The sequence below is a fragment of the Paenibacillus rigui genome (assembly GCF_002234615.1).
Taxonomy (GTDB): domain Bacteria; phylum Bacillota; class Bacilli; order Paenibacillales; family NBRC-103111; genus Paenibacillus_S; species Paenibacillus_S rigui.
In genome coordinates, this window is the sequence record NZ_NMQW01000023.1 from 308,715 (window position 1) to 334,432 (window position 25,718).

23 protein-coding genes, 1 tRNA gene and 1 pseudogene are annotated in these 25,718 nt (G+C 51.9%); 13 read left to right on the plus strand and 12 right to left on the minus strand.

Annotated elements, in window-relative coordinates; all coding sequences use genetic code 11:
• Positions 1–2 precede the first annotated feature (2 nt).
• Positions 3–1,241 (minus strand): MFS transporter, encoded by a 1,239-nt coding sequence (locus CF651_RS17205; protein WP_094016088.1) that lies wholly within the window; start codon positions 1,239–1,241, stop codon positions 3–5.
• An 87-nt stretch (positions 1,242–1,328) separates the two neighbouring features.
• Entirely contained in the window at positions 1,329–2,249 is a 921-nt protein-coding gene (locus CF651_RS17210) for an aldo/keto reductase (protein ID WP_094016089.1), read from the minus strand.
• Between the two features lie 156 nt (positions 2,250–2,405).
• On the opposite strand from CF651_RS17210, the gene CF651_RS17215 reads away from it, so the two are divergent.
• From CF651_RS17215 to CF651_RS17240, 6 genes are all read left to right on the plus strand, one after another.
• Positions 2,406–2,852, plus strand: coding sequence for a hypothetical protein (locus CF651_RS17215; protein ID WP_144029069.1), 447 nt, complete (start codon positions 2,406–2,408; stop codon positions 2,850–2,852).
• A 94-nt stretch (positions 2,853–2,946) separates the two neighbouring features.
• Positions 2,947–3,477 carry a signal peptidase I gene (gene lepB, locus CF651_RS17220; protein ID WP_094016091.1) on the plus strand — a complete coding sequence of 177 codons (531 nt, stop codon included), beginning with the start codon at positions 2,947–2,949 and terminating at the stop codon, positions 3,475–3,477.
• 146 nt (positions 3,478–3,623) lie between these two features.
• The gene (locus CF651_RS17225; RefSeq protein ID WP_094016092.1) at positions 3,624–4,112 is read left to right on the plus strand and encodes an SRPBCC family protein; all 489 of its coding nucleotides are present in this window, start codon (positions 3,624–3,626) and stop codon (positions 4,110–4,112) included.
• A complete protein-coding gene (locus CF651_RS17230) occupies positions 4,113–4,538 on the plus strand; it encodes a GNAT family N-acetyltransferase (protein WP_094016093.1) in 426 nt (141 codons plus the stop codon).
• Between the two features lie 37 nt (positions 4,539–4,575).
• Positions 4,576–5,316 carry a uracil-DNA glycosylase family protein gene (locus CF651_RS17235; RefSeq protein ID WP_094016094.1) on the plus strand — a complete coding sequence of 247 codons (741 nt, stop codon included), beginning with the start codon at positions 4,576–4,578 and terminating at the stop codon, positions 5,314–5,316.
• A 36-nt stretch (positions 5,317–5,352) separates the two neighbouring features.
• The gene (locus CF651_RS17240; RefSeq protein WP_245855978.1) at positions 5,353–5,871 is read left to right on the plus strand and encodes a DUF1003 domain-containing protein; all 519 of its coding nucleotides are present in this window, start codon (positions 5,353–5,355) and stop codon (positions 5,869–5,871) included.
• Positions 5,872–6,072: 201 nt separating this feature from the next.
• Here CF651_RS17240 and CF651_RS17245 read toward each other — a convergent pair.
• Both CF651_RS17245 and CF651_RS17250 read right to left on the minus strand, forming a co-directional pair.
• Positions 6,073–6,143 (minus strand) — tRNA-Gly (locus tag CF651_RS17245).
• Positions 6,144–6,258: 115 nt separating this feature from the next.
• Entirely contained in the window at positions 6,259–6,873 is a 615-nt protein-coding gene (locus CF651_RS17250) for a hypothetical protein (protein WP_094016096.1), read from the minus strand.
• A gap of 213 nt (positions 6,874–7,086) precedes the next feature.
• On the opposite strand from CF651_RS17250, the gene CF651_RS17255 reads away from it, so the two are divergent.
• Both CF651_RS17255 and CF651_RS17260 read left to right on the plus strand, forming a co-directional pair.
• On the plus strand, positions 7,087–7,992 hold the full coding sequence (locus CF651_RS17255) for an NUDIX hydrolase (RefSeq protein WP_094016097.1): 906 nt from the start codon (positions 7,087–7,089) through the stop codon (positions 7,990–7,992).
• Positions 7,993–8,040: 48 nt separating this feature from the next.
• Complete coding sequence (locus CF651_RS17260) at positions 8,041–8,517, plus strand: macro domain-containing protein (RefSeq protein WP_094016098.1); 477 nt, start codon at positions 8,041–8,043, stop codon at positions 8,515–8,517.
• A 477-nt stretch (positions 8,518–8,994) separates the two neighbouring features.
• Here the strand turns inward: CF651_RS17260 and CF651_RS17270 are convergent, their stop codons facing one another.
• The 5 genes from CF651_RS17270 to CF651_RS17290 all read right to left on the minus strand — a co-directional run bounded on the left by CF651_RS17270 (position 8,995) and on the right by CF651_RS17290 (position 14,144).
• The gene (locus CF651_RS17270) at positions 8,995–10,218 is read right to left on the minus strand and encodes an ROK family transcriptional regulator (protein WP_094016100.1); all 1,224 of its coding nucleotides are present in this window, start codon (positions 10,216–10,218) and stop codon (positions 8,995–8,997) included.
• 39 nt (positions 10,219–10,257) lie between these two features.
• On the minus strand, positions 10,258–10,962 hold the full coding sequence (locus CF651_RS17275; protein WP_094016101.1) for a glycerophosphodiester phosphodiesterase: 705 nt from the start codon (positions 10,960–10,962) through the stop codon (positions 10,258–10,260).
• A 91-nt stretch (positions 10,963–11,053) separates the two neighbouring features.
• Positions 11,054–12,313 carry an ABC transporter substrate-binding protein gene (locus CF651_RS17280; RefSeq protein WP_094016102.1) on the minus strand — a complete coding sequence of 420 codons (1,260 nt, stop codon included), beginning with the start codon at positions 12,311–12,313 and terminating at the stop codon, positions 11,054–11,056.
• 27 nt (positions 12,314–12,340) lie between these two features.
• Positions 12,341–13,240, minus strand: coding sequence for a carbohydrate ABC transporter permease (locus tag CF651_RS17285; protein ID WP_094016103.1), 900 nt, complete (start codon positions 13,238–13,240; stop codon positions 12,341–12,343).
• A gap of 19 nt (positions 13,241–13,259) precedes the next feature.
• Positions 13,260–14,144: a carbohydrate ABC transporter permease gene (locus CF651_RS17290; protein WP_094016104.1), complete on the minus strand. Its 885-nt coding sequence runs from the start codon at positions 14,142–14,144 to the stop codon at positions 13,260–13,262.
• Between the two features lie 382 nt (positions 14,145–14,526).
• Here CF651_RS17290 and CF651_RS17295 point away from each other — a divergent pair, with 382 nt between their 5' ends.
• Positions 14,527–16,290: a methyl-accepting chemotaxis protein gene (locus tag CF651_RS17295; protein WP_179232851.1), complete on the plus strand. Its 1,764-nt coding sequence runs from the start codon at positions 14,527–14,529 to the stop codon at positions 16,288–16,290.
• A 79-nt stretch (positions 16,291–16,369) separates the two neighbouring features.
• Here the strand turns inward: CF651_RS17295 and CF651_RS17300 are convergent, their stop codons facing one another.
• The gene (locus CF651_RS17300; protein ID WP_094016106.1) at positions 16,370–16,597 is read right to left on the minus strand and encodes an alpha/beta-type small acid-soluble spore protein; all 228 of its coding nucleotides are present in this window, start codon (positions 16,595–16,597) and stop codon (positions 16,370–16,372) included.
• A gap of 108 nt (positions 16,598–16,705) precedes the next feature.
• Between CF651_RS17300 and CF651_RS17305 the strand changes: the two genes are divergently transcribed.
• Positions 16,706–17,569, plus strand: a complete 864-nt coding sequence (locus tag CF651_RS17305; RefSeq protein WP_094016107.1) for an ATP-dependent DNA ligase — start codon at positions 16,706–16,708, stop codon at positions 17,567–17,569.
• Positions 17,570–17,652: 83 nt separating this feature from the next.
• Here the strand turns inward: CF651_RS17305 and CF651_RS32330 are convergent, their stop codons facing one another.
• Together CF651_RS32330 and CF651_RS17310 are read right to left on the minus strand one after the other, a co-directional pair.
• Entirely contained in the window at positions 17,653–17,829 is a 177-nt protein-coding gene (locus CF651_RS32330; RefSeq protein ID WP_179232852.1) for a hypothetical protein, read from the minus strand.
• A gap of 148 nt (positions 17,830–17,977) precedes the next feature.
• The gene (locus CF651_RS17310; protein ID WP_245855980.1) at positions 17,978–18,664 is read right to left on the minus strand and encodes a helix-turn-helix domain-containing protein; all 687 of its coding nucleotides are present in this window, start codon (positions 18,662–18,664) and stop codon (positions 17,978–17,980) included.
• Between the two features lie 694 nt (positions 18,665–19,358).
• Between CF651_RS17310 and pheS the strand changes: the two genes are divergently transcribed.
• From pheS to CF651_RS17330, 3 genes and pseudogenes are all read left to right on the plus strand, one after another.
• Complete coding sequence (gene pheS, locus CF651_RS17315; protein ID WP_094016108.1) at positions 19,359–20,393, plus strand: phenylalanine--tRNA ligase subunit alpha; 1,035 nt, start codon at positions 19,359–19,361, stop codon at positions 20,391–20,393.
• 23 nt (positions 20,394–20,416) lie between these two features.
• On the plus strand, positions 20,417–22,855 hold the full coding sequence (gene pheT / locus CF651_RS17320) for a phenylalanine--tRNA ligase subunit beta (RefSeq protein WP_094016109.1): 2,439 nt from the start codon (positions 20,417–20,419) through the stop codon (positions 22,853–22,855).
• Positions 22,856–23,025: 170 nt separating this feature from the next.
• A pseudogene (locus CF651_RS17330) lies at positions 23,026–25,718 on the plus strand (cell division protein ZapA); the annotation flags it as partial.

A 25,718-nucleotide genomic window follows, 5' to 3' on the forward strand; every position in this document is an offset into this window, starting at 1 on the left:
CCTCAGCCTCTGGCTTGCTGCATGACGCTGGCGGTTTCCGCCTCCGTCTCTTCGGCAGCACGGTAGCTGAAATAGAAGAACAAACGGGTGATGCCGATGACGATGAAGCAGCCCCAGATAGGGAGAATCGCGAGAAGAGCGCCGGCCACTAAAGCGCCGATCCCGTTGCCCGCATTCATCACAAGCTGGAAATCCGAGAAATAGGCCATCTCCTTGCGATGCTTGGCCGCTTCCTTCATCATGATCGTTTGGGAGGATACTTCATGCACGGCGAGACAAACTCCGACCCAGCCTTGAATGACGAACAGCAGCCAGAACGAATGAATGAACCCGTAAGGCAGCACGGCCAGCGCCATGCCGATCACCGCGACACCATATACCTTCATCATGCCGAAACGCTCCATGCAGCGTCTGGCTACCGGAAGCAGCAGGGAGGAGACGATGCCGGCAATGACCACGAAATAAGCAATTTGAGAATTGCTCAGCTTCAACACATTGACATGGTAAATGACGAACAGCGGGGCCACCATTGCAATGCCGACGTTGTTCAAGCCCATCCACCATGTCCGACGGTCACACTCTTGGAGCGGGCGCATCCAGGTGAACCGGATTTTTTTCTTCTCTTTGGGAGCCAGCTCAGCAATTAACGACATCCCCGCGAAGGTTGCGAAGCAGCCGATCAGCATGGAGATGACATAGTTTTTCGGGAACATCCAGTTATAGGCATCCAGAAAATAACCGATACCGAAGCTGCCAAAGGTCACGATGATGATTCCGATAATTTTATTATTGCTGAAAATGCGCGGGAATTCGTTGGCCGGTATCCATTTGCGCATGATCGCGGGCTGCTGCGCTCCCGTCACCATGACGGACACGGCGTTGATGGACCAGAAAAACAGCAGATAAGGGATCGGATTCGGCAGCAGCACGGAGAATGCCATACAAAGGAAGGCGAATTGACGTATATAGCCGCTCGTAAGAAAAACACCTCTGGTTACCGGGAGCTGTCGTGTAAGAAACGCCAACGACAGCGCGCAGAACAGAGGTGGAAGCGAATTCGATAAAGCAATCTCAAAATTGCTTGCGCCCAGACGGGCGATAAGCACCTGCAGGAAAGTAAAGAAAGTGACGCTTTTCATATTCTGTAACGCGGCATCCAAATAAATTCGGGTCGATAGCTTCATCGGTCTCAAGCCTTCTTTCTCTGGCAGCGGAATCGGTTCCGGTTTGATTGAGTTCATCGATTAGCATATCGCGTTATCGGATGGAATTACATGAACGGTCCTGTGTAAAAACATGGATTATCTTGCTCAAGCTTCTCCGCCATCTTAGTCCTTCCAGCTTTGTTTATGTAAATCGGATACATATTCTGCAGCCGCGGCGTTAGAGATGACTTGCTCCGGGCTCTTGCAGCCGGGAATGACGGCGGTAACGGCCGGATGCTTCAGGCACCACGCCAATGACCAAGTAGCCATATCCATCCCCTGCGGTACTTCATTCTCGCGGATACGCTGAACCTCCTCCAGCTTGGCGATGGTCTGCTCCCGGTCGTGGCGCTGACGCACGTCATTATCTCCGAAGACGGCACCCGGCTTATATTTGCCGCTCAAATAACCGCTGGCAAGCGGTACGCGGGCCAATACGCCAAGATCCTGCTCTTCGCAGGAAGGAAATACGCGCTCTTCGGGTTTACGGTCCAACCGGTTGTACACCACTTGAATGACCTGGGAGCCCACTTTGCGGGAGGCAGCCGTCTGGTGCAAGTTATCGTTGCTTCCGATTGACGTGCCCAAATGACGGATTTTCCCCGCTTGCACCTGCTTATCTAATAAAGTCCATAGCTCATCTTGATCGAATGCTTCATCGGAGCCGGAATGAAATTGATACACATCAATATAATCGGTTTGCAAAGACTTCAGCGATGCATCGAGCTGGTCCAATACTTCCTGTGGGGACCAATGCTGTGTCCGTTCCTGGTGGCCGTGGAAATGGTGACCGAATTTCGTCGCGATAACCCAATCCTCCCGGCGCCGGCGAGCCATATAGTTCCCAATCAAGGCTTCCGAAGTATGATCGCCATAGCATTCGGCCGTATCGATGAGATTTATTCCGGAGGCTTGCGCTTGATCCAGAATAGCATCGGCTTCGTCTTGTGTGAACGCTTTACCCCATTCGCCGCCAAACTGCCACGTACCGACTCCAATGACAGACACCTTCACATTCGTGCTTCCCAATCTGCGGTATTTCATTGCTTTTTCCCTCCCTGCTATTGGATGAGTTCATGTATTATTGTAACGACTGTGCGGGAGGGAAGTCAAAGAGACTTGATTCCGGTGCTCATTTGGAATAAAATGTTGCCTGCATATCCAAATTATAATAAAGGCAAGTTAAGGGGGACATCCAATATGTTGAAAACCAAGCTGGGGCTTGCGCTCCTCGTTCCGGTGATTGCACTTACGGCCTTGACGGCCTGCACCAAAAACAGCGCCGATGATACCGGTACCCGTCCCGCCGTGCTCGAAGGTCATTCGGAGCATTGGAAGGTAAAGCTGGAATATAAAGCAAGCGGAAGTACGCTAAAGGAATTTCCGACGATCACTTACTTGGGCAGTGAAAAGTTAACGGATGCTACCGTGAATGTGGTTCGTAATAACCAAGAGCCTGAAGTCATACCTATTGCTACGGCATCCGAGATGGTAGCTGGTTCTTCCGTCTCTCTATCTTCCAGTGCACAGATCAAAAACTGGAAAGATACGAAGCAGGTTGAAGTGGAAGGAAACATTGGGGAACGTCATTTTAAAGAATATGTTTATGTTGAAAATAAATCACCCGCGGCTGCGCCGGCGAAGTAATCGGCCCTTGCTCAAAAATTTATGCTCCTTTAATCTTTCTTCCCGCTTTATCGTGTAAAGTGAAAGAGAGAACAAAGAGCAAGGAGCTGAAGAGATGCAACGAGTGAAACGGTGGATCAAAGAATGGGTTCCGACCTTGGCAATCGCTGCGATTGTCAGCTTTACTTTTAACACCTATGTCGCGCAGGGCATGACGGTGCCGACCGGGTCGATGCTGCCGACCATTCAATTGGATGATAAAATATTAGTGGAAAAAATGGTCGAGCTGACCGATTTTCAGTTCGGTGATGTCGTTGTGTTTTATCCTCCGCTGGAGGGGCATGAGAATGAGCGCTTCGTGAAGCGTCTGATCGGTCTCCCGGGAGATACGATCGAAGTGAAGGACGGCGTGCTGATCCGCAATGGACAGAAGGTAGACGAGCCTTACCTGAACGAGAAAATGACCTACACCTACGGCCCTGTAACCGTTCCGGCGGACCATTATTTTTTCCTGGGGGATAACCGGAACGACAGCGAGGACTCGCATTTGTGGCCAAGCACCCCGTTTGTGGCGAAGGACAAGCTTGTCGGCAAAGTGATGTTTCGCTATTTCCCGTTCGATCATATCGGCGGATTAGATAAGTAGATGGTTGTACCCGATAACATGAAATGGCCTAGGCATAAATAGGAGTGGTTCACCCCTTGAGCTTGTAAAAGCTAGCTGGCGGTAAACCAGGGAAACAGCAGCGCAGCCAAAACAAGGTTGCGTTTTTTGCATGGGGAGGGAAGGCTGTGCCGCTGATACGTACGGAGTTCATCATTCAAGCCCCGGTTGACCGGTGCTTTGATTTGGCGAGGAGCATAGATATTCATGCAGCGTCTGCCTCGCAGACAAGAGAAAGAGCGATAGCCGGGCGAACGACCGGGCTGATTGAGCTGGGAGAGACGGTAACGTGGGAAGCGGTTCATTTTGGCATCAGGCAGAGACTGACGGCGCGAATTGCGGAGCTGGAGCGGCCCTACTATTTTGTAGACGAGATGGTTCACGGTGCTTTCAAAAGATTCCGGCATACCCATGAGTTTGTGGCTGTGGCGGAGGGGACGCACATGATCGATACATTCGATTATGAATCTCCATTCGGTTTGCTTGGACGCATAGCAGATGCTTTGTTTCTTGAAAAGTATATGAAACGGTTTTTGATCAGGCGTAACGAATACATAAAGAAAATGGCGGAGCATGGTATACTACAAGAGAATCCATCCTCTGGGGAGGGCAGCTGAATGCATATTAGAAGGGCCCGGCAAGCGGATGCGCGGCATATAGCGGAATTATCGAATCAATTGGGCTATGCGGCCACGGAAGAACAAATCGAAGAGCGTCTGATGAACCTGCTGTCTGACGAGGTTCACGCTGTGTTTGTGATGGAAGCGGAGGAGGAGGTTGTTGGATGGGCCCACATTCAAGGAAGACACCTGATCGAAAGTGCTGCTTTCGCTGAGATCGGAGGCTTGGTCGTACATAGCCGCTGTAGAGGGCAAGGGATAGGCAGGATGCTGATGAGAGCCTGCGAGGACTGGGCAAGAGAGCAGAAGTATGGTGCGGTTCGGGTGCGGTCCGGCGGGCAGCGATTGGATGCGCATCGTTTTTATGAACAAATAGGTTATACCCGGGTCAAATCACAGGAAGTGTTCGACCTGCACTTGTAATTGAATTGAGATTTTATATAGAAGGGATTTACGCGGCTTGCCACCACATCTGCAAAATTATATCAACTACATCCTCTCTCTGCCGCCAGGCCCTTTAACCAAGAAGGAGCTGCTGGTGCCCGAGCTTCTGATCGAGGAGCAGGGCGATCTGGGAATCTACTATGCCCCCATGGATTATATCAATAACCAAGCCAAGCTGATGATCATCGGGATCACGCCCGGGTTTACGCAGATGGAAATCGGGGTTCGTCAAGCGAGACAAGACTTGCTGGACGGGGTTTCCTTTGCGGATATGGAGAAAAGAGCCAAGAAGTCAGCCAGCTTTGCCGGCTCCATGCGCAGTAATCTGATTGCGATGCTGGATGAATTGGGCTTGCCGGAGGCGATCGGTCTCCCGTCCAGTGAGGCCTTGTTTGGCGAGTTCAGAGATAGGCTGCATACGACCTCTGTGCTGCGCTATCCTGTTTTTATCAAGGGGGAGAACTATACCGGACATCAGCCCGACATGTTAAAAAGCCCCATACTGAGCAGGTATGCATCTGAGATGGCGGAAAGGGAGTTGAAGGAAACGAAGGATGCCTTCATGATCCCGCTCGGTAAATCGGTATCCGATGTGCTGCGAAGCTTCGTTCGCGAGGGTGTGCTGGATGCGGACCGATGCCTGTTCGATTTTCCTCATCCTTCAGGAGCCAACGGTCATAGAAAATCGCAATTCGAGAAGAACAAGGAAGCCTTCCGGCATCAGCTGGCGCAGTGGGGCGCAGGAAACCAATTGTAGTAGAACAAGAGCATGTACGGCGAAGGAGGCGAGGATATGAACGAGATGTACAGCAAGCATTTGAAAGACTACGACGAGCGCATCAAAGGGCTGGTAGAGGAATTTGAGAGCCATATCCATGCCCGAATAGATGAGGAATACTCCAGTTCAACCCACTGGTCGGATAAATTAGCGGATCGCATCGCTTCCTTCGGCGGCAGCTGGAGATTTATTGTTTTATTCTTTATCGTTCTTGCCCTATGGATCCTAATTAATTCTTTGTCTTTTACCAAAGTCATCCACTTTGATGAAGCACCCTTCATTTTGTTGAATTTGGTGCTATCCTTTCTCGCGGGATTTCAGGCCCCGATTATTATGATGAGTCAGAACCGGCAAGCCTCAAGAGACAAGAAGGAGTCGGTTATTGATTTTGCGATCAATTATCGGGCTCAGCAGGAAATCGACGATATGCAGGGGCACCTTCATCGCCTTGAGGCGGATTTCGCAGCGTTCCGCAAGGAAGTCGGGACTGATCTCGCAGAAATCAAAAGGTTGCTGCAGGATAACAAGCAATAGGTCTTACTTAACAAAGGCGTTCAAGGAAAAATGCCCGAACAGGTACTTTAGACGGCAGAAGAAAGCCCAGTCAGGCAATACGGCCTAACTGGGCTGGTGCTGTTTGGGCCATCTCATAACAAAAAACACACCTTCCGGATGGGGATGCAGTGTCCCAACCAGTTAGTGTGTTGTGGTTCCAGAACGCGGTTTTAAAATTTAAGCGGGTGATGGGAATCGAACCCACGCCACCAGCTTGGGAAGCTGGAGTTCTGCCATTGAACTACACCCGCAAGGGATAGAGCCTGAAATCATCGAGCTTTTTACATAAGGCTTGTAGCAAATTATATAAGATTCCATTGTAATTGTCTAGTGAATGATAAATTGCAGGTTCAAGCATTTGAGTATTTACCCCCGCTCTTCCCACTTCGCAAGAATAAAATCAATGATCTCCTCCTTGGTCTCCTGGGTCAGACCGCTCCGCACCGCGGTAATAAATTCAATAAATAGTAGCGAAAGGAGCTCATCGATCTCCATATCCAGAGGTTGACGCGCCCAGCGCAAATCGTCAAAAAACACTTCGACACGGCTGACCTCGCTGGCATGCAGTTTAATAGACAGCGCAAGGTGGTCGTTGTCTTCGTTCTTAACCGGGTATGAATTCATTTTCCAGCTGAACCTGGGTGTCCCCCGTGCAGATTTTAATTCCCTAGCAGAAGCTCCCTTCGTGTTAAAAGAATCAGCTGAGTGATGAAGGAGACTCCCGTAAGCATCGCTCAAGGAACATAAATAGTCGTAAAGATCTTCATCCTGCCTGATTTTCTCAAGAAAATTATCAAACAATAGTTTGGCGAGAAACGCTTTATTCAGCCCTTGTAGCGATTCTTTAGTCAAATATCTTACATCCTCAATAAAAGCATCCGCACGTTTAAAGTAATCGCGAGGTGCGCAAACCTGGAAGGTTTGATAAGCATCATTCAATTTAGCGCTGAAAAGGCCGGTCCATTTTTTAAAGGCACCCATTGTCATCTCCCCTTTGTGATCCTCTACTAAACTAGTATTCCGATTCTATGAAAAATATGACTAACAATTTTAAAAAGGATAATTGAAAAGAGATTTCTCGAATTTCTCCTTATGGGTAAGTATTGACACCCGACAGTCCACTGTGGTATATATTGACACATAGTTAATAACATATTGATAATAACAAATAATATATATCAGGTGATGCGACAAATGGATGCGATGGAATTGCGTGACCGCAGCGGTCTCACGGAAAAGGAATTTTTGCAGTCGTACGATGTGAGCTTATATGAGCGGCCCTCCGTCACAGTGGATATGCTCATTTTTACAGTGACGGATAAGGAACAGGACAATTACAGAAAGTTGCCCGAGAAAGCCTTGCAGCTGCTGCTCATCAAGAGAGGGGAGCATCCTTATCTTGGTCAATGGGCTTTACCGGGAGGCTTCGTTGCAATGCATGAGAGCATTGAGGAAGCGGCTCAGCGCGAGCTGAAGAGCGAGACGAATATTGATTCGATCTATATGGAGCAATTGTTTACGTGGGGCGATGTCGGCAGAGATCCGCGTACCCGGGTCATCAGCTGTTCCTACATGGCGTTGGTTGACCGTACTGCAATGGATGTAAAAGCAGGGGACGATGCGGACGAAGCCCGCTGGTTTGAGGTCACATACGATTTGTTTCAGGAGAAGAGGACGAATTTCGATGACGGCTTTGAATACGAGAAGCTCATGAAGATCGCCCTAAAAGGGGAGTTGGAGCTGCTGACGGCCACGATAAAAATCGTGGAGACCTTGAAGGGACGTTCCACCAAAATGATCACAGAGATAGTGGAATGCAAGGGTATCGCGTTCGACCATGCTCAAATCATTGAATACGCCATCCGGCGGCTGCAAAACAAAATCGAGTATACGGATATTGTCTTCAACCTGATGCCTCCGCTGTTCACACTCTCAGAGCTGCAGCAGGTATATGAGGTTATTCTGGGCAAAGAGCTATTGGCTGCTGCCTTCCGAAGAAAGATAGCTAACATGGTTGTAGAGACCAATGAATATACAAAGGACGCGGGTCACCGACCGTCCAAGCTGTACCGGTTTAACTCGAATTGGAACAGGTACTGAAGAAAAGCAAGCAAGGAGTGATTCCAATAAAAAAGGGGAGGCAAGCTCATGACCATGCACCTTGTTGAAGGAGACCTGCTGAAAGCGACGGAGCAAATCATCGGGCATCAGGTAAACTGTCAGGCGGTGATGGGTTCCGGGGTCGCCAAGCAGATCAAACGGAAGTATCCTCATGTGTATAAGGAATACGTACAATTTTGCCATATGCACCATGAGGACTTGCTTGGAAAATGCCAATTTGTTGAGGTCGGTCAGACAGGGGAACGGTATGTGGCTAACCTGTTCGGACAAGAACGCTATGGCACGGATGGCAGGAAATATACGAATGATGAGGCTTTACGAAGCGCGTTACAGCAGGTCTATGCTGTTGCCAAAGCGAAGCAGTTTTCGGTGGCCCTTCCATACAAGATCGGATGTGACCGGGGTGGAGGAGATTGGGAAGCCGTCTCAGCCATGATCCGCGATGTGTTCAAGGATGTTCAAGTCACCTTGTATCGATGGCCCCCCGAATCGAAGGATACATGAAGCAAACGGAGTTGGTTTTTATGAATAGGCACAACAGGAATAAAGAAGTCGGGTCACGGATCGCGAAGGAAACGCTCGATATTGTGGAGCAAGGCTTCTAAATAAATCAGCAGGGAACGGCTGCGGTGTATTCCGTAACGATCCGAAGGAAGTTGCGCAATGGTTTAAACGAATATTGATAGACGAAGCCTATCATACCTTATTTGACAGCATGGTTTTTTGCCATTCTTTCAATGGTTCCTATTTTGACGAGAAAGAATGAATGAGTTAGATGAGCGAGGGCGGCTGTGCCAAGAAAATAGCCTGCGACTGAATAAGGGCGAACAAGGGGAATCGACTTACGCTCCCCCCTTGTTTCTGCTTGTTCCAATAAGCCCACGTCTTCAAATATTAGGGCACATTCTGAGCATGATACTGTAAGCAAGTCGCGGTCCGGCAATAAAGGTGTACAAGAATCAATGTGTACCCGCATACTCATCACTTCTTATCTTCCTGCGTCTTGATCCACGCCTTGATCTCCGCCACGGGCACCTGCACAGGATCAGTCAGCCAACGGTGAAAAACAAGTGCGGCCGCGCCAATACTGCCGTTGTTCTGATTGTAGTGCGTCATATAAACCGGGGTGTGGTTATTCGGAATGCTGACCGTTTCCCGGATTTCCTCCCGCATAGCCCGATCGAACCACGCGCCTGCCTTCGTCAGCTCCCCCCCGATAATAACCATCTCCGGGTTCAGCAGATTGATCGCGTTGCCAAGGGCAAAGCCCAGATGATGGCCTACCTCGTCCATCAACTGGCGCTCTTCCGAGCTTTTCAGGTTGCTCAGCAAATCGTCCAGGGAAGCGTACTTGTGATCCAGCCTCTCCAGAATGTTCGGGATCGAGATATGAGCCTCCAGGCAGCCCTTTCTACCGCAGCGGCACAGTTTCCCTCCCCGAACCACCTTGGTATGCCCGAATTTGCCGGCCTGCCAATCGCTGCCCGTGTACAGCTTGCCGTCGATCAGAATCGCTCCCCCTACCGCTTGGTCCAAGTAAACGCATAACACATGCTTCAGCGTGCTCTGTTTATGAAACCAGACCTCGCCTGCGGCAAAAACCCGCACCAGATTATCCACGCTTACCGGAAAAGGAAACTCCTTACGAAAATTAGCCTCCATCGGGTAATCGAACAATTTTAAATACCGCGAAAACTTTACGATTCCGCCTCCGCTGTCAATAATCCCCTGCAGGCCGATCCCCAAGCCGAGAAAATTCCCTTCTTCAGGCAGCTCCCGAAGCAAGCGAAATACCGTGTTACGAATGTTAGACACAACGTAAGCGCCGCAGTCCTCGTGATCCATGAGCACCGGGTCCAGGAGCGTTTCCGTCTCGTACAGAACGGCAGCGTCATGATTCAGAATCAATCCTCGAATATATTTGCGCGTCACTTGAATGCCCGCCGAAAACAGGCTCTCCCGCCGAAGCCGCAGCAAAATGGGCCTCCGGCCTGCGCTGTCTCCCTCACGGGTTGAATCCTCGGCCACCAATTCCTGGGAGAGCAGCTCTTGAATGATATTGGTCACCGTCTGCTTGGTCAAGCCCGTTCTCTCCGCCAGCTCCACTCTGGACAGAAGCGACTCTTGATGCAGCAAAGTCAGAACCTGGGTCCGATTCTCCAGCTTCATGCGCTGATGACTGTTGCTATCCGATTTGCCCCGCATAAGTATGACATCCTTCCCGTCCAATCTGCTGCTATTATACTATGACCGCAAAGCCTCTGCTAATTTGTCGGGGAAATTAATTGTCATGCCATCTATACCGCAGTGAAGACAATGCTCCATTAATGCTTCGCTGTTGACCTTCCAAGCTCGAACCTCAAAGCCTTGCTGCTTCAGCAGCCGCACCTTTTCCTCAGAGACTGCGTCAGCTCGTGGGCATATCTGGATCACCCCGATCGCCTTCAAACGTTCCAGATGCTGCTCATCCCAATGCTGAACCAAATGCCCCAGACGGATCGTGCCATCCACCCTGCGGACCGCTTGCAAAATCTCATCCTGAAACGAGGTGATCGTAATGTTCCCGGTGACTTCATGCTTTTCCAGAGCATGGAGCACCTCCTCCTCCAGCCCTAGCTCTTTCAGCTCCAGGGCAAGATGAATGGGCTTGCGGCCAAAAGCCTGAAGAAAGGTGTCCAGGCACACGAGCCGTTCCCCGATGTACCCATCAGAAAACCATGAGCCTGCATCAAGCTTCTGCAATTGCTTCCAGGTGTAGTCTGACGGATGTCCGGTCCCGTTAGTTGTTCGATCCAGTCGATCGTCATGGTGCAGGATAATGACGCCGTCCTTGGACCTTCGCAGGTCTGTTTCCAGGCCGTTGGCCCCCAGGTCCAAGCCTTTATAGAAGGCTGCTAACGTGTTTTCCGGCGCATAGTGCGAGGCGCCCCGGTGAGCTAAATTCATCATGATAGACTCGATTCTCCTTTATCTAAACGGCATTGGCGGAACACACGTGTTCGCCAATGCCGCTCTTGAGTGATGGTACGGATCGTGTACCTTATTTATACGATTTCATATAGTCGTTGACTTCGTTCTGCAGCGAATCCATGATCTTTTGCGGATCGGCCTGCGGATCGTTATGTACGGCCTCGATCGCCTTCACCACGCCGGACCAGATAAGCGCGTCAGCCGGATGAATGCCCTCCCCGCGCAAATATTGGGTTTGATCGATGGTGACCTTGAAGTCAGGAGCTTTGGTAAAGTGCTGTTTGAAGTCGGGCAGCTCATAGGCTGTTTTATTCACCGGAATGTAGCCGGTACTCATCGAGTTTTTGGCCGTGATGTCCGCACTCGTCAGGAACGATACCAATTTCCACGCAGCTTCTTCATGAGCCTTATCGGATTGGAAAATACCCAGGCCGTTGCCGCCCGTCGGCACCCAACGCTCCTTCACCTTCGGCAAATAAGCGACGCCAATTTCAAATTTATCGCCGACCTGCTTTTTCAAAGCAGAGAGCGACGATCCGGACCGGAACAGCATCGCCAGCTTGCCCGCCATAAAATCCTCACCCGACGTCTTGATCTGATTCGGCGGCATGATTTTGGAAGTGTGCACCGCATCCTGGAACGATTTCAGCGTCTCCACCACTTCCTTGCTGTTCACATTAGGGGCGCCGTCCTGCTTGATCATTCGTCCCCCGCGGTTCCATACCATGGCTTGAAAATACCAAGGGCTATCGTTATTCAGGTTCAAACCCCAAATTCCATTGCCGCTCAGCTTTTTCCCGGTTTCGATCAGCTCGTCCCATGTATCCGGAGCCTTCAAGCCCTGCTTGTCGAACATCGTTTTATTATAGTACATCACCGGCGTACTGCTCTGGAACGGGATCACCCATTTCTTGTCCTTATACGTGTACCGCTGCCAAAACCCCGGCAAAATGTTATCTATTTCCCCTTTGGACATAAAGCTCTCAATTGGAAGCAGCTTTCCACTGTCCGCGATTTGCGGGATCGCATGCCTTTGGCCTAATTGGACAAGATGGGGCAGACTGTTCGACACAATCCCGGCTTGTACCTTTTTAGCCATTTCATCATAATCGCCCATAAACTCTACTTCAACCTTAATATTCGGATTTGCGACCTGGAACGCGTCCATGTAGCTCTTCAATCCATCCTTTTCCGTCGACCACATCTTTAAAGTAATAGCGCCGTTTGCGGCCGTTTGCGAGGCTTCTTGCGAGCTTGTACCTCCCTGTCCTCCGCATCCCGATAAAATAGCCAGTCCGGCGGCAAGGGCAAGCGCTGCTTTTTTCTTCATGATTTCATCCTCCTTGGATTGTTTGCATTATTTCAGACCGCTGGTGACCATACCGCGGACAAAATATTTTTGCAGAAACAGGAACAGCAGCAAAATGGGCAGAATGACGAAGGTAGAAGCAGCGAGCAGCTGCGGCCATTGGGTGCCGAGCTCCTTATCGATCATATATCTCAGACCGACCTGTACCGTTCGCATTTGAGCCGTATTCGTCACGAGCAGCGGCCACAAATAATTGTTCCAGGAATGAATAAACGCGAACAGACTGAGCGTCGCCGAAATCGTTTTCGCTAAAGGCAGAACAATGCGGAATAAGATGGAGAAATGAGAACAGCCGTCGATCTTGGCCGCATCCAGCAGGTCTCTCGGAATCGTCAAGAAAAACTGCCGCAGCAGAAAAATTCCGAATACGCTCGTCAGGCTGGGCACAATGAGCGCCAAATGCGTATTGATCAGCCCCAGAGACTTGATCACCAGGTAGGAAGGAATCATCGTCGATTCAAAAGGAATCATCGTGGTGGCGATAAAGAGCAGAAACCAGCCGTTTTTCCCCTTAAAGTCCACGCAAGCAAAGGCATAGGCAGCCATGCTGCACGTAATCAGTTGGCCGATGACGGTACAGACGGATACGATCAGGCTGTTGAGAAAAAAGCGGTCGAACGGCGCTCTATGCCAGGCTTGTACATAGTTGCTCCAGTTCCATGTGCTCGGCAGGCTCAGCAGCCCCCCGCCGAATATTTCATCCGGCAGCTTCAACGAGCTGATCATCATCCACAGAAAGGGAAAACCCATCACCAGGGAAGCGCCGATCAACACCACATGCTTTAGAGCCGTTGCGGAATACTTTAACAGAAGCGCCTTTGGCTGAAGCCCTTTCGTACGGCTGCGAAGAGCAGCTCTATTTCTTACGGCCTCGTTCATACCATGCATCTCATTTCGCCTCCCATGTTTATTGATAATGCACTTTTTTGCCGACCAGCCTCATCTGAATCCACGTCAGCAGCAGGATAATACCCAGCAGGACCATGGCAATGGCTGAAGCGTAGCCCATCTGGAACCGTTCAAAAGCATAATTCCACAGATGCATCACGATGAGCTCCGTGCTTCCCGCTGGCCCTCCCTTGGTCATGACATCGATTTGCGTAAACGTCTGCAGCTGTTCGATCGTCAAATAAATGAGAAGGAAAAACATCGTCGGCGTCAGAAGCGGAAGCTTGATGCTCCATAATCTCTGCAGCAGCCCCGCTCCATCGATCTTGGCCGCCTCTTCCAGTTCAGCGGGAATTCCCTGCAGACCGGCCAAATAAATGATGACGCAAAACCCCATATGCTTCCACACAGCCATAATGGCTAGAGAAAGCAAAGCCGTCTGGGAATCGTTCAGCCAGCGCAGAGGCGCCAGGCCGAACCACTTCAAAATTGCATTGGCCATACCGTAATCGGGATGGTAGATGAACATCCATACCACGGAGATGGCGACGGTAGACGTCACAATAGGCGCAAAAAACAAGGAGCGGTAAATCGAAAGCACAAAGCGCTGCCCCTTATCCAGCAATAGAGCGAAGCCTAGCGACAAAATCATCGAGGTCGGTACCGTCAAGACGGCGTAAAGGAGCGTCCGCCATAACGTATTGTAAAAGCTTTCGTTGTGGAATAAAGTTACGTAGTTCTTCCATCCGATAAACGTTGGCTTCGGCCTCATCATGTCCCATGAAAACAAGCTTAGACCGGCACTGTAAACAATAGGAATCATCACAAACACGATCAACAGGAGCAGCGAAGGAAGCAGCAGTACATAACCGGCCATATTCTCCCTTAGCTTCAAAGCATTCATACCCTCACCTCGATCTTAATTAGTAAAATCATTTGATTAATATGAGGTCATTGTAACAGCCCTTTATTAACGCAGTGTCATAACGACGTAAAGATTTTATAAATTCCCATGAAATCCATAAAAATGAAAATAGCTCCTTTAAGCCCTTGCACAAGTGCAGGGGGAAAGGGAGTTCATCGCTTGAGAGGAAGTACAGCCTGCAAGAGGAGCGCTTGATTAAGTGCTTTCTTGCGGGCTTTCTCTTTGTGGGTCCTATGCTTGTGAAAATAAAGAGTTAGTCAAATCGCCCGAAGCCGGAAGGGGAAACGACAAACATGTCGAAAAGAAAATGGATGTGTCGAATTGTATCGTTTTTCCATACTAAAAAAGGGGCATGATTCAAATGAAGGGCTTTAGATGGATCCAAAAGAGATTGGCGCTTCGGATGTCCGCCGTAGTGATGGGGATTATCCTGCTGCTCTCTGCGGGCTACGTATTTTTACAAATCCGGAACATCGAAACAGCGGCGAAAGGCGTCATAACCAACTTTGGCACCCGAATGGCGGACAGCTATGCGAAACAAATGGATACCGGGCGATTTGATCAATTTTTGAAGAAGCCGGAGGAAAATGATCTGTACTGGTCGATACGGCAGGAGCTGAACGTGTACCGCCAGCAGATCGGCGCCCTGTATGTGTACCTGGTAAAGATCGATGACAGCCAGCGGCCCTTGATCATGATCGACGGCCAACCGAAGGATGAGAAGTCAGCATCCCCGATTAATGAAGTGACCGATATTCCCGAGGAAGCGGTGAAAACGCTGTTAGGCGGACATACGGCGAGCTCGGATGTCATTGATAATCCGCAATACGGCAAGTACATTTCCTCTTACGCACCCGTGAAGCGGCCGGACGGTACAATTATCGGTGTGCTTGGCATCGATACGGAGGCATCGGTTATCGATACGATGTCGGCTCAGATCCGAAAGGACAGCATACCCTTCTACTCGCTCATGGCTCTTCTCACCTTGCTGGGGTTGGGATTGATCACTTGGGCGTTCATACGGGCGCTCCATCCGCTCAAAACGATCATGATCGGAGCGGAGAGCATTGCCGGCGGGGAGCTTGCCAAAGCGAATCGCTGGCTCACTCAGCATCCCGTTCGATCGTCCGATGAGATCGGCGCGGTCTACCAAGCTATGCTGAATATGTCCGTAAGCCTGAATACGATCGTCGGCGGGATTGTCACGCATGTTGCTCAAACCTCGGAGCAGCTCGTGCAATCGACGGACCGCTTTGCATCGGAAGCGCAGCATGCGTTGGAGATGAATGCCCGGGCCAATCAAGCGATTAGTCAAGTAGCCGAAGGGGCCTACGTCCAAAGTATGAGCTCCGATGAAAGCAGCCGTTCGATGGAAGAAATGACCATCGCGATTCAGCGCATTTCTGAAGCGTCGTTGACGGCTTCCGATGCCTCGGCCAAAGCGTTGGAGAGCGCAGAGTCCGGGAGAAGCTCCATCCAGCAGATGAATGAGCAGATCCACACCATCGCGCATGCCGCTGAAGAGGCGTTGGATCGGGTCATCGTTCTTCAAGGCTTCTCGCAGGAGATCGAGAATGCGTTGGCGGGTATATCGGATATCGCGAATCAGACGAAGCTGCTGGCATTGAACGCTTCGATTGAAGCGGCCAGGGCAGGTGAGCAGGGTGCGGGATTCTCGGTTGTAGCCGGAGAAGTAAGAAAGCTGGCGGAGGATGCCACCCGTTCAGCGGAGCTGATCGGTGACCTGCTCCATAAGGTGCATAACGAATCGAACCGGATCAGCGAGGCCATGCAGAAGGGATCGCAGGAAGTGCGAACGGGGACGGAATTGTCCCAGCAGGCGGAGCAATATTTTACCTCCGTCTTCGAGATGTTCCGGTTCGTCACAGGACAAATTCAGGATATTTCGGCAGCGACGGAACAAATTTCCGCAGGCTCGGAGGAAGTAGCGGCATCGGTCAGCGGTATTGCGAATATTGCCAGGTCGTCCTCGGAGCAGACGAAGGAAATTCGCGAATTGACGGATACCCAGCTTCATGTCGTAAGACAGATGGCGGGGTCGGCTGCCGCCTTGAGTGAAATGACCCACGATATGAGAGAGGCGATCAAGCAGATTAAGGTGTAGGCCTTCTCCAACAGAAAAGACGCTTCCATCCCCGCGCATGGCGGGTTTTTGGAAGCGTCTTTGGCGTCGTTCGCAACAATTAGAACCGGCTGCCGCCGGCAATTTGCTGTTCGGCAATTTGCACCAAGCGGCGTACCATGTGGCCCCCAATAGCTCCGGTATCCCGCGTCGCCATATAACCGTAGTAGCCGTCCTGCGGGATTTGAATGCCAAGCTCCTGTGCCACCTCATATTTAAGCTGCTCCAAAGCCGATGCTGCTTGCTGCACTACCAATTGATTGCTGCTTCTCGATTGACCTCTTGCCATGTTGTTGGCCTCCTTCATTTCTATAAAATATAAGCTTAAGTTCCCCCATGTTTTCCCTAATTATTCATCGCAAAGCTCATGTTAAAATAAAACTTGGGTGATGCACTTATGTTTATCTCTCCGATGCTGCTAGACTCAAGAGAGAAACCATTTTCCGATCCGTCCTACGTGTTTGAACCGAAGATGGACGGACACCGGCTCATTTTATCTAAAAGCGGCGTAGAAACCCGTTTATTTACACGCAATCACCAGGATTGTACGAGGCAGTACCCCGAGCTCTACGCGGTTCCTGTTTCAGGCGATGTGGTATTGGACGGGGAAGTTTGCTTTACGGACCCCGAAACCGGTCAAGAGGACCATGAGCTGGTGATGGAGCGGCTTCAATTAACAAAGAAGAAAGCGATACGCTCCTTTGCAGAGCACAGGCCTGTGAGCTATAGGATATGGGATATTTTGTTTCTTAGAGGCAGAGACCTGCGCAATTTACCGTTGGTTCGAAGACGTGCGATTTTGGAGGCGGCGCTTCAGGAGAACGATTACTTCAAGCTTGTGACACAAACAGATGGGGCGGGTGAAGAGCTGTTTCAGCTTATTGTGGAGCAATCCGGTGAAGGCATAGTGGCGAAGCGCAAGGGAGGCTTGTATGTTTCCAGACGCTCGCACGATTGGTTGAAAATCATTCACTATAAGGAAGAAAACGTGTGGATAGGCGGGTTCGACAAAGCTGGCTTCGGTTGGCTTGCTTACAAGGAAGGCGACGATGGGGTCAGGCGTCCTGCAGGGAGAATTGAGGAAGGAATGAGCCCCCTGCAGAAAAAAGAATTCATGGTGGTAAGCCGTGAGCTCATAACTCATGAGGATGCCGACTATGTATATCTGGAGCCGCAGCTGCAGGCCAAGGTGAAATACCGGAATTGGACGCGGCACGGGATGCTGAGAGATGCGGTGTTCGTTGATTTTATTACTTCCTAGTCAAGTCAATAACGTTCGCTATGTATGCCCCGCCTTCACCAGAGGGTGGGGATTTTTGTGTTGTGCTGTAAAGAAGAGCGGATTTAATGCTCCCTGCGCTTGTCTGCCTGCGCGTCATCGAAAAGATGGTGTATATTTTCCATTGTTTCCTCGACAAATTCACTAAGCATATCCGTCGGTGCCTTTGTCCGTTCTGGCTGTAAGTCCGACCGTTCTTCCTTAAGGTTATCTGGCTGACCGAAAGCTTTCTGTTCAGGCATAGGTTCCAGGCCTCCTAGTGGAATACGAATATGAATTCAAACAACCCTGAGGAGGACAGCAGGGGCATGCCGGGTCCTCATCTGATAGAATGCCAAGCCTGGGGAAATTTATTCAAGCTGCGTCGAACAAGCTCAAGAGCAGGAGCGGTTATATCGTGATGAGTTGGTTGTTGGGGATCTCTAGAAACTGATACGCTTCCTGAATGACTTGAGAGGAGTTCTTGCCGAAGAGGTGAAGGGAGATGGAATTGATGCCGCTTCTTGTGGCTAATCGGTCCAATTGGTTTTTCATCAGCTTGGAGTTGCACAGCACGACGACCTTTTTGCAGTGAGGGAACATCCACCGTTGGAGCTCTTCATTCTTCTCGTTAACCTCGGGAGTGAATACAAAGGGCTGTCCGTTCGTCATCATCCCCCGGTTATCAATCAGCAGCTTAATATGCCCTTTGGTCAAGTACGTGCACGCAAGCTTCAGATCGAAGCAGATTTTATTTACATCGTTCACGTTCAAAACTCCCTTGACCTGCCAGGCAATGACTTGATGATCGAAGTCGATATGGTATGCGAAACGCTCGGAAAGAGCTTTATTATATTCACTCTTCAAGTAAGCCGAATGCAGGGCAAACCTTTCGTCATCAAAAAAATAACTCGTATCCACGTCCAGCGCATTCGTGATTTTCTCGATGTTTTGCAAGGACACATTACGCTCGCCGCGCTCAACCCCTCCGATGTAAGAACGATCCAAGCCGGAACGAATCGCCAGCACCTCTTGGGACATCCCTGATTTTAAACGGAGCTCCTTCACCCGGAGTCCAAAATTAGAAAGAATATTCACAAGTTTACCCTCCCGTGAATGTCGAAAGTTGTTGAAATGATTACTATAGTTCCTAATTATAATAAAAAAAGTATCTTAATATCTACGGACAATAAGTATCATTTATTCACAAGGACCTTTCATCCAATGTAGGTTTACCTCAGAACGCATGACCTGGAAAGGGTGAAAAATGAAACAGTTCTGCTGCAACCGCAAGCCTTCCAAGCGATTTTTCAGCGTTTGAATGCTGTGATATTTATCGACATATTTCGATTGTTCTATGAGGGTCATTGAGGACGATTTGTCTCCAATGCCTTTGGGTGCCCGAAGCCTGCCCCTTGCATCCTGCATTTAATTTGCATATAATACTTCTAAAGTTCCATATGCATAAATGCGTTGACGGAGAAAAGTAAGCAGTGCCTCATTACAGGGAGGAGCCGCCGGAGATTGAGAGCGGTTCTAATAGAATCAGGCTGCCGAAGTTCGCTCCCGAGCAGACCTTTGAAACCGCGATGCCTTGCAGCGCAGGCAAGTAGAAGGAACCGGCCCATGAACGTTCGCGTTCGAACCGTTATGTTCAATGAAGTGAGAAGAGAGGCATTCGTCTTCAGGGTGAAGGTCTCATTTTCAAACAAGGGTGGTACCACGGCTTTTTCGTCCCTTACCGGGATGGAGAAGCCTTTTTTGCGTGCAGATAAAAAGGAGGATGAAACCGATGAAAGAACGGCTGGAAGCACTAAAAGCGGAAGCTTTGCAGGAGCTGGCCCAGGTCTCGAACCAGCAGCAGCTGGCGGACATGAGAATCAAGTATATGGGTAAAAAGGGACCGCTCACCGAAATTTTGAGAGGGATGGGCGCGCTGAGCGCGGAAGAGCGTCCGGTCATCGGCCAAGTGGCCAATGACGTGCGTGCAGCCATCGAAGCCGTCATCGAGAGCAAGCAGGCCGAATACCAGAAGGCGGAAACGGAAGCCCGCCTGAGCGCTGAAACGATCGATGTGACGCTGCCGGGCCGTCCTGCGGCGCAGGGGGCGACGCATCCGCTGACGAAGGTGATTCAGCAGATCGAGGATATTTTTATCGGGATGGGCTATACGGTTGCTGAAGGTCCCGAGGTGGAGCAGGACTACTACAACTTTGAAGCGTTGAACCTACCGAAGAATCATCCGGCGCGGGATATGCAGGATTCCTTTTATATTACGGAAGAGATCTTGATGCGTACGCAAACGTCCCCGGTGCAGGTGCGTACCATGGAGAAAATGAAGGGCGAAGTGCCTGTTAAAATCATTTGTCCGGGTAAAGTATACCGGCGCGATGATGACGATGCGACCCATTCCCACATGTTTACACAAATTGAGGGATTGGTGATCGACCGCAACATCCGGATGAGCGACCTGAAAGGTACGCTGCTGCAGTTCGTGCGTGAGCTGTTCGGCCAAAATACGCAAATTCGTTTGCGTCCGAGCTTTTTCCCGTTCACAGAGCCTAGTGTTGAGGTTGACGTGACCTGTGCAATGTGCGGAGGCTCCGGCTGTCGCGTTTGTAAGCAAACGGGCTGGCTCGAAATTCTTGGCGCCGGCATGGTGCATCCGAACGTGCTGGAAAAAGGCGGCTACGATCCCGAGGAGTACAGCGGCTTTGCTTTCGGGCTTGGCGTCGAGCGTGTTGCCATGTTGAAATACGATATCGAGGATATCCGTCATTTTTATACGAACGACCTTCGATTCTTGAAGCAGTTTGCCCATTTGTAATCAGAGAGGAGTGTCAAGCTTACATGAAAGTATCTTATCAATGGTTGTCCCAGTATGTGGATGTGGCTGGTTTTACCGCAGCGGAGCTGGCAGAAAAGCTGACCCGAAGCGGGATTGAAGTGGATATCGTGGAAAACCGTAATAAAGGCGTAAGCCAGGTGTTCGTAGGCTTCGTGAAGTCCCGCGAAAAGCATCCGGATGCGGATAAATTGAGCGTATGCAAGGTAGATGTCGGTCAAGGCGAGGATTTACAAATCGTCTGCGGAGCGAAAAATGTGGCTGCAGGTCAAAAGGTACCCGTTGCCATTGTTGGCGCAAAGCTGCCGGATGGCCTCGTAATCAAGCGTGCAAAGCTGCGCGGTGTGGAATCCCAAGGGATGATCTGCTCGGCCAAGGAGCTCGGCTTGAACGATAAGCTGCTGCCGAAGGAAATTCAGGAAGGTATCCTGGTGCTGCCGGAGGATACGCAAATTGGGGACAGCATCCTTGATGTGCTTGGCATCAACGATGAAGTTATGGATCTGGATTTGACGCCGAACCGTTCGGACTGTCTGAGCATGCTGGGGGCCGCTTATGAAATCGGTGCGATTCTGGGCCGTGAAGTGAAGCTGCCGGATGCGGAAACAGGGCTTAACGGCTCCACGCAGGCAGCAGGCAAAATTTCGGTGAACATCACGGCGAAGGAGCAATGCTCTCACTATGCGGCACGCTATATCGAGAATGTAACCATCGGTACGTCCCCATTGTGGATTCAAAATCGTCTGATGGCGGCAGGCATCCGCCCGATCAACAACATCGTGGATATTACAAACTATGTCATGCTGGAATATGGACAGCCGCTGCATGCGTTTGATGCGGAAAAGCTGGCGGGCGGCCATATCGATGTTCGCATGGCGCAGCAGGGTGAGAAGCTGGTAACATTGGACGGCGTAGAGCGTACGCTGGAGCCGCATATGCTGCTGATCACCGACGGCACGAAGCCGGTTGCCCTTGCGGGTGTCATGGGCGGTGAGAACTCCGAGGTGACGGAAGGAACGACATCCATTTTGCTGGAATCAGCCAAGTTTGATGGAGGCACGGTACGCAAGGCTTCCCGCCAGTTGGGCTTGCGTTCGGAAGCTTCGCTTCGTTTTGAGAAGGAAGTCAATCCGGAAATGGTGCTTCCTGCATTGAACCGTGCAGCTTCGTTGATGGCGCAGTATGCAGGCGGGCAAGTAGCTAACGGCATCGTCGAGAAAGTAACACAGCAGCATCAGCCGGTACAAATTACGTTGACAGTAAGCCGCATTAACGCTTACTTGGGAACGGAGCTGACGGTGGAGCAGGTGAAGGAAATTTTCGATCGTTTGCATTTCACGACAGAATTAGCGGGCGAGAGCTTTACCGTTCACGTGCCAACCCGTCGCGGAGACATTACTAAAGCCGTCGATTTGATCGAAGAAGTGGCGCGTCTGTACGGCTATGACAACATTCCGACCACATTGATGTCAGGTGTAACGACACCGGGTGCTTTGACGAAGGAGCAAGCCGTACGCCGTTTGGCACGCAATTTGCTGACAGGCAGCGGTTTGCATGAAGCGATTACGTACTCCTTTACCCATCCGGATCAGATTCGAGAGTTCCCGGGCGCTTATAAAGCCGCATTGCCGATCGCATTGTCCATGCCGATGAGCGAAGAACGCAGCACGCTGCGCACAAGTCTGATCCCGCATCTGATCGATGTGGCCTCTTACAACCGCAACCGCAATACGGACAATGTCGCCGTATTCGAAATCGGCAAAGTGTTTGTCACGGACGAGAGCTCTTTGACCCGCTTGCCGGAGGAAAAGCTGCTGCTGTCCGCATTGCTGACAGGCAAGCGCCAGGATACGCACTGGACGGGCAAATCGGGCGCTGTCGATTTCTATGATCTCAAGGGCGTGCTTGAGAATCTGATCAGCTATTTGGGTATAGAGGGCATTGGTTATACAGCTGCTCAGCCGGAAGGCTTCCATCCGGGGCGTACGGCCCACATTACGCTGCAAACGGCGGAAGGCACCAAAGTGATCGGTACGCTGGGCCAACTGCATCCGGCGCTGCAGCAGCAGAAGGATTTGGACGATACGTACGTGCTGGAGCTCGAGTTCAGCGAATTAGCCGCTCTTGCGGATAGTAAAATTACGTACCAGCCTTTGCCGCGTTATCCTTCCATCGGACGGGATATTGCCGTCGTGGTGAACCGCGAGGTGCAGGTGGGCGATTTGACGGCCAAAGTACGCGAAGTTGCAGGCAGCCTGCTCGAGTCCATCCAGGTTTTCGACATCTATACAGGTGACCGTCTGGGTGCGGAGAAAAAGAGCGTCGCCCTGGCTTTGGTATACCGGACACCGGAAAGAACCTTGACGGATGAAGAGGTAAGCGAGCTGCATGCGAAGGTTGTTTCCGCGTTAGAGGAAACATTTGGAGCAGAGCTTCGGAAGTAGCGCAAATCCTGCTATTTTCTTGATAAAAAGCTTTGTGCTACAGAAGGAAAAGAGATTCCCTGTATCGAATCCTTTATGGATACGAGGGAATCTCTTTTTTTATGTAACGGGAACCGTCAATGGCAGGGACGGCGAGCCGTTTATCCTTGTCCCGAAAGGAGCGCAGGCTTGTGAGCAATGAAGATAAAATTAAAATGACGGTCGACATATTCGGCAATCAATATAAATTGGTAGCCAGAACCAGCGCTACCTACATGAAACGCGTCGTCGCGCAAGTAAACGACCAAATGCATAGAATTGCCGCGGGTTCACCGCGTTTGGATACGCCAAAGATTGCTGTCTTGGCTGCTGTACATATGGCTGATGATTATTTCAAAATGCAGGATGAGCTGGAAGAGTCGCTGGAGAAGCAAAAGCAGCTGGAGAAATCCAGGGAAGAGCTGATGCAGCTGAAGGAGCAGCATTTGAAGCTGATGCAGGAGCTGGAGCTTGAGCAAATGCGTGCCATGGAGCTGGAAGCAACCGGACTCGAGCTGGAAGGACAGCGGGCGCAGGCACTGGCCGAATCGGCCAAGCTGCAAAAAGCGATTTTGCAGCTGGAGCAGCAGTGCGAGACGCTGGAGGAGGATATTCGAAGCGAAAGGGAGGCGTTGGCAGAACAAGCGAAGCAGGCTGTAGAGCTTGCTGATCAGCTCGCTGCTAAAACAAGTGCGGCCGAGGAGCTTTCCATCCAACTCGCGGGTAAGGAACAGGAAGCGGCGGAGCTCTTGAAAAGCCTGGTTGAAAAAGAAAACGCTGCGGCGGAGCTCGGAAAGCGTCTGGCGGAGCAGGAAGCGGAGGTCGCTGAGCTGACCGGCCGCCTAGCGGAGCAGCAGGTCGCAGCAGCGGAGCTTACGGAGCTCGGCAAGCTGCAGGAAGAGGAGCTGGCTGCGCAAGCGGAACAGCTCAAAGCAGCGCTTGCGGAGCGTGAACGTCTGGAAGCGGCGTACCGAAGCGAAAGGGAAGCGCTAGAGGTGCAGAAGCGCACGTCAGGAGAGCTGGCGGGGCGCTTGGCCGAGCGGGAGCGCAGCCTGGTTGAGCTGACGGACCGTTTGGCGGAGCAGGAGAGTGAAGCTGTAGAGCTGTCCGGTCGGTTGGTCGAGCAGCAAAATGCGGCAGCGGAGCTGGAAGAGCTTAGCCGATTGCAGGAGGCTGAGCTTGCCGAGCAAGCGGAGCGGCTTCAAGCTGCGCTTGCGGAGCGCGACCGGTTGGGTGAAGCCTACCGGAGTGAACGCGAGGCGCTTGAAGCGCAGAAGCAGGCGGCAGCAGAACTCGCTCTTCGATTGGAAGAGAAGGAGCAAAATCTCTCCGCACTGGCAGGACGCTTGGCGGAGCAAGAGCAAAGCGCACTGGAGCTGACGAATCGGCTGGCCGAGCGGGAAAGCAGTGCTGCTGAGCTTGCGGACAGGCTTGCGGAGCAGGAACGTCGGGCTGCCGAATTGGCAAGCCGGTTGACGGAGCAAGAGCATGAGGCATCTGACTTGGCGAGCCGTCTGGCAGAGCGTGAAAGCGCGGCAGCGGAGCTTACGGAGCTCGGCAAGCTGCAGGAGGAAGAGCTTGCTGTGCAGGCGGAGCAGCTGAAGGCCGCTCATGAAGAGCGTGAGCGTCTGGAAGCGGCTTACCGTAGCGAGAAGGAAGCGCTGGAGGTGCAGCGGCGGACAGCGGCGGAGCTTGCGAGGCAGCTGAGTGAACGGGAAAACAGCGCTGCTGAGCTCGCGGGCAGGCTGGAAGAGCAGGAGCGCTTGGCCGCCGAGTTGGCAAGCCGATTGTCGGAGCAAGAGCATGAGGGGGCCGGCTTGGCAAGCCGTCTTGCAGAGCAAGAGCGCACCGTCGCCGAGCTTACGGAGCTTGGCAAGCTGCAAGAAGAGGAAATTGCCTCGCAAGCGGAGCAGCTAAAAGTAGTGCAGGCGGAGCGTGGGCGTCTGGAAGCGGCTTATCGTGGTGAGCATGAGGCGTTGTCCTTGCAGGAAAAAGCGGCTGCCGATCTGGCAATTCGCTTAACGGAGCAGGAGCGCACGGTATCGGAGCTGACGCTTACCATAGCGGAGCGTGAGCAGGCGGCGGCTGAGCTTGCGGGCAAGCTGGCGGAGCAGGAGCAGGAAGCAGCCGCTCTGGCGAATCGTTTGGCTGAACAAGAGCGTGAAGCAGCAGCATTGGCCGACCGGTTGGCGGAGCAGGAGCGAGCAGCGGCTGAGCTGGAGGAGCTGAGCCAGCTGCAGGAGGCGGAGCTGGCCGCGCAGGCAGAGCAGCTGAAAGCGGCGCAAGCGGAACGTGATCGCCTGGAGGCGGCGTACCGCAGCGAGCAAGAAGCGGCAGCTGCGCAGGAGCAGCAGACGCTCGCTCTGGCAGCGAGGCTAGCGGAGCAGGAGCAAGCAGCAGCTGCGCAGGAGCAGGCCGCAGCAGAGCTGACAGCGAAGCTGGCGGAGCGGGAACGCGAGGCGTCGGAGCTGGCAGGCCGATTGGCCAGCCAGCAAAGCGCCGCAGCGGAGCTGGAGGAGCTCAGCCAGCTGCAGGAGGCGGAGCTGGCCGCCCAAGCGGAGCAGCTGAAAGCGGCGCAAGCGGAACGCGATCGCCTGGAGGCGGCGTACCGCAGCGAGCAAGAGGCCGCAGCTGCACAGGAGCAGCAGACGCTCGCTCTGGCAGCGAGGCTAGCGGAGCAGGAGCAAGCAGCAACTGCGCAGGAGCAGGCCGCAGCAGAGCTGACAGCGAAGCTGGCGGAGAGGGAGCGCGAAGCGTCGGAGCTGGCAGGCCGTCTGGCCAGCCAGCAAAGCACCGCAGCGGAGCTGGAGGAGCTTAGCCAGCTGCAGGAGGCGGAGCTGGCCGC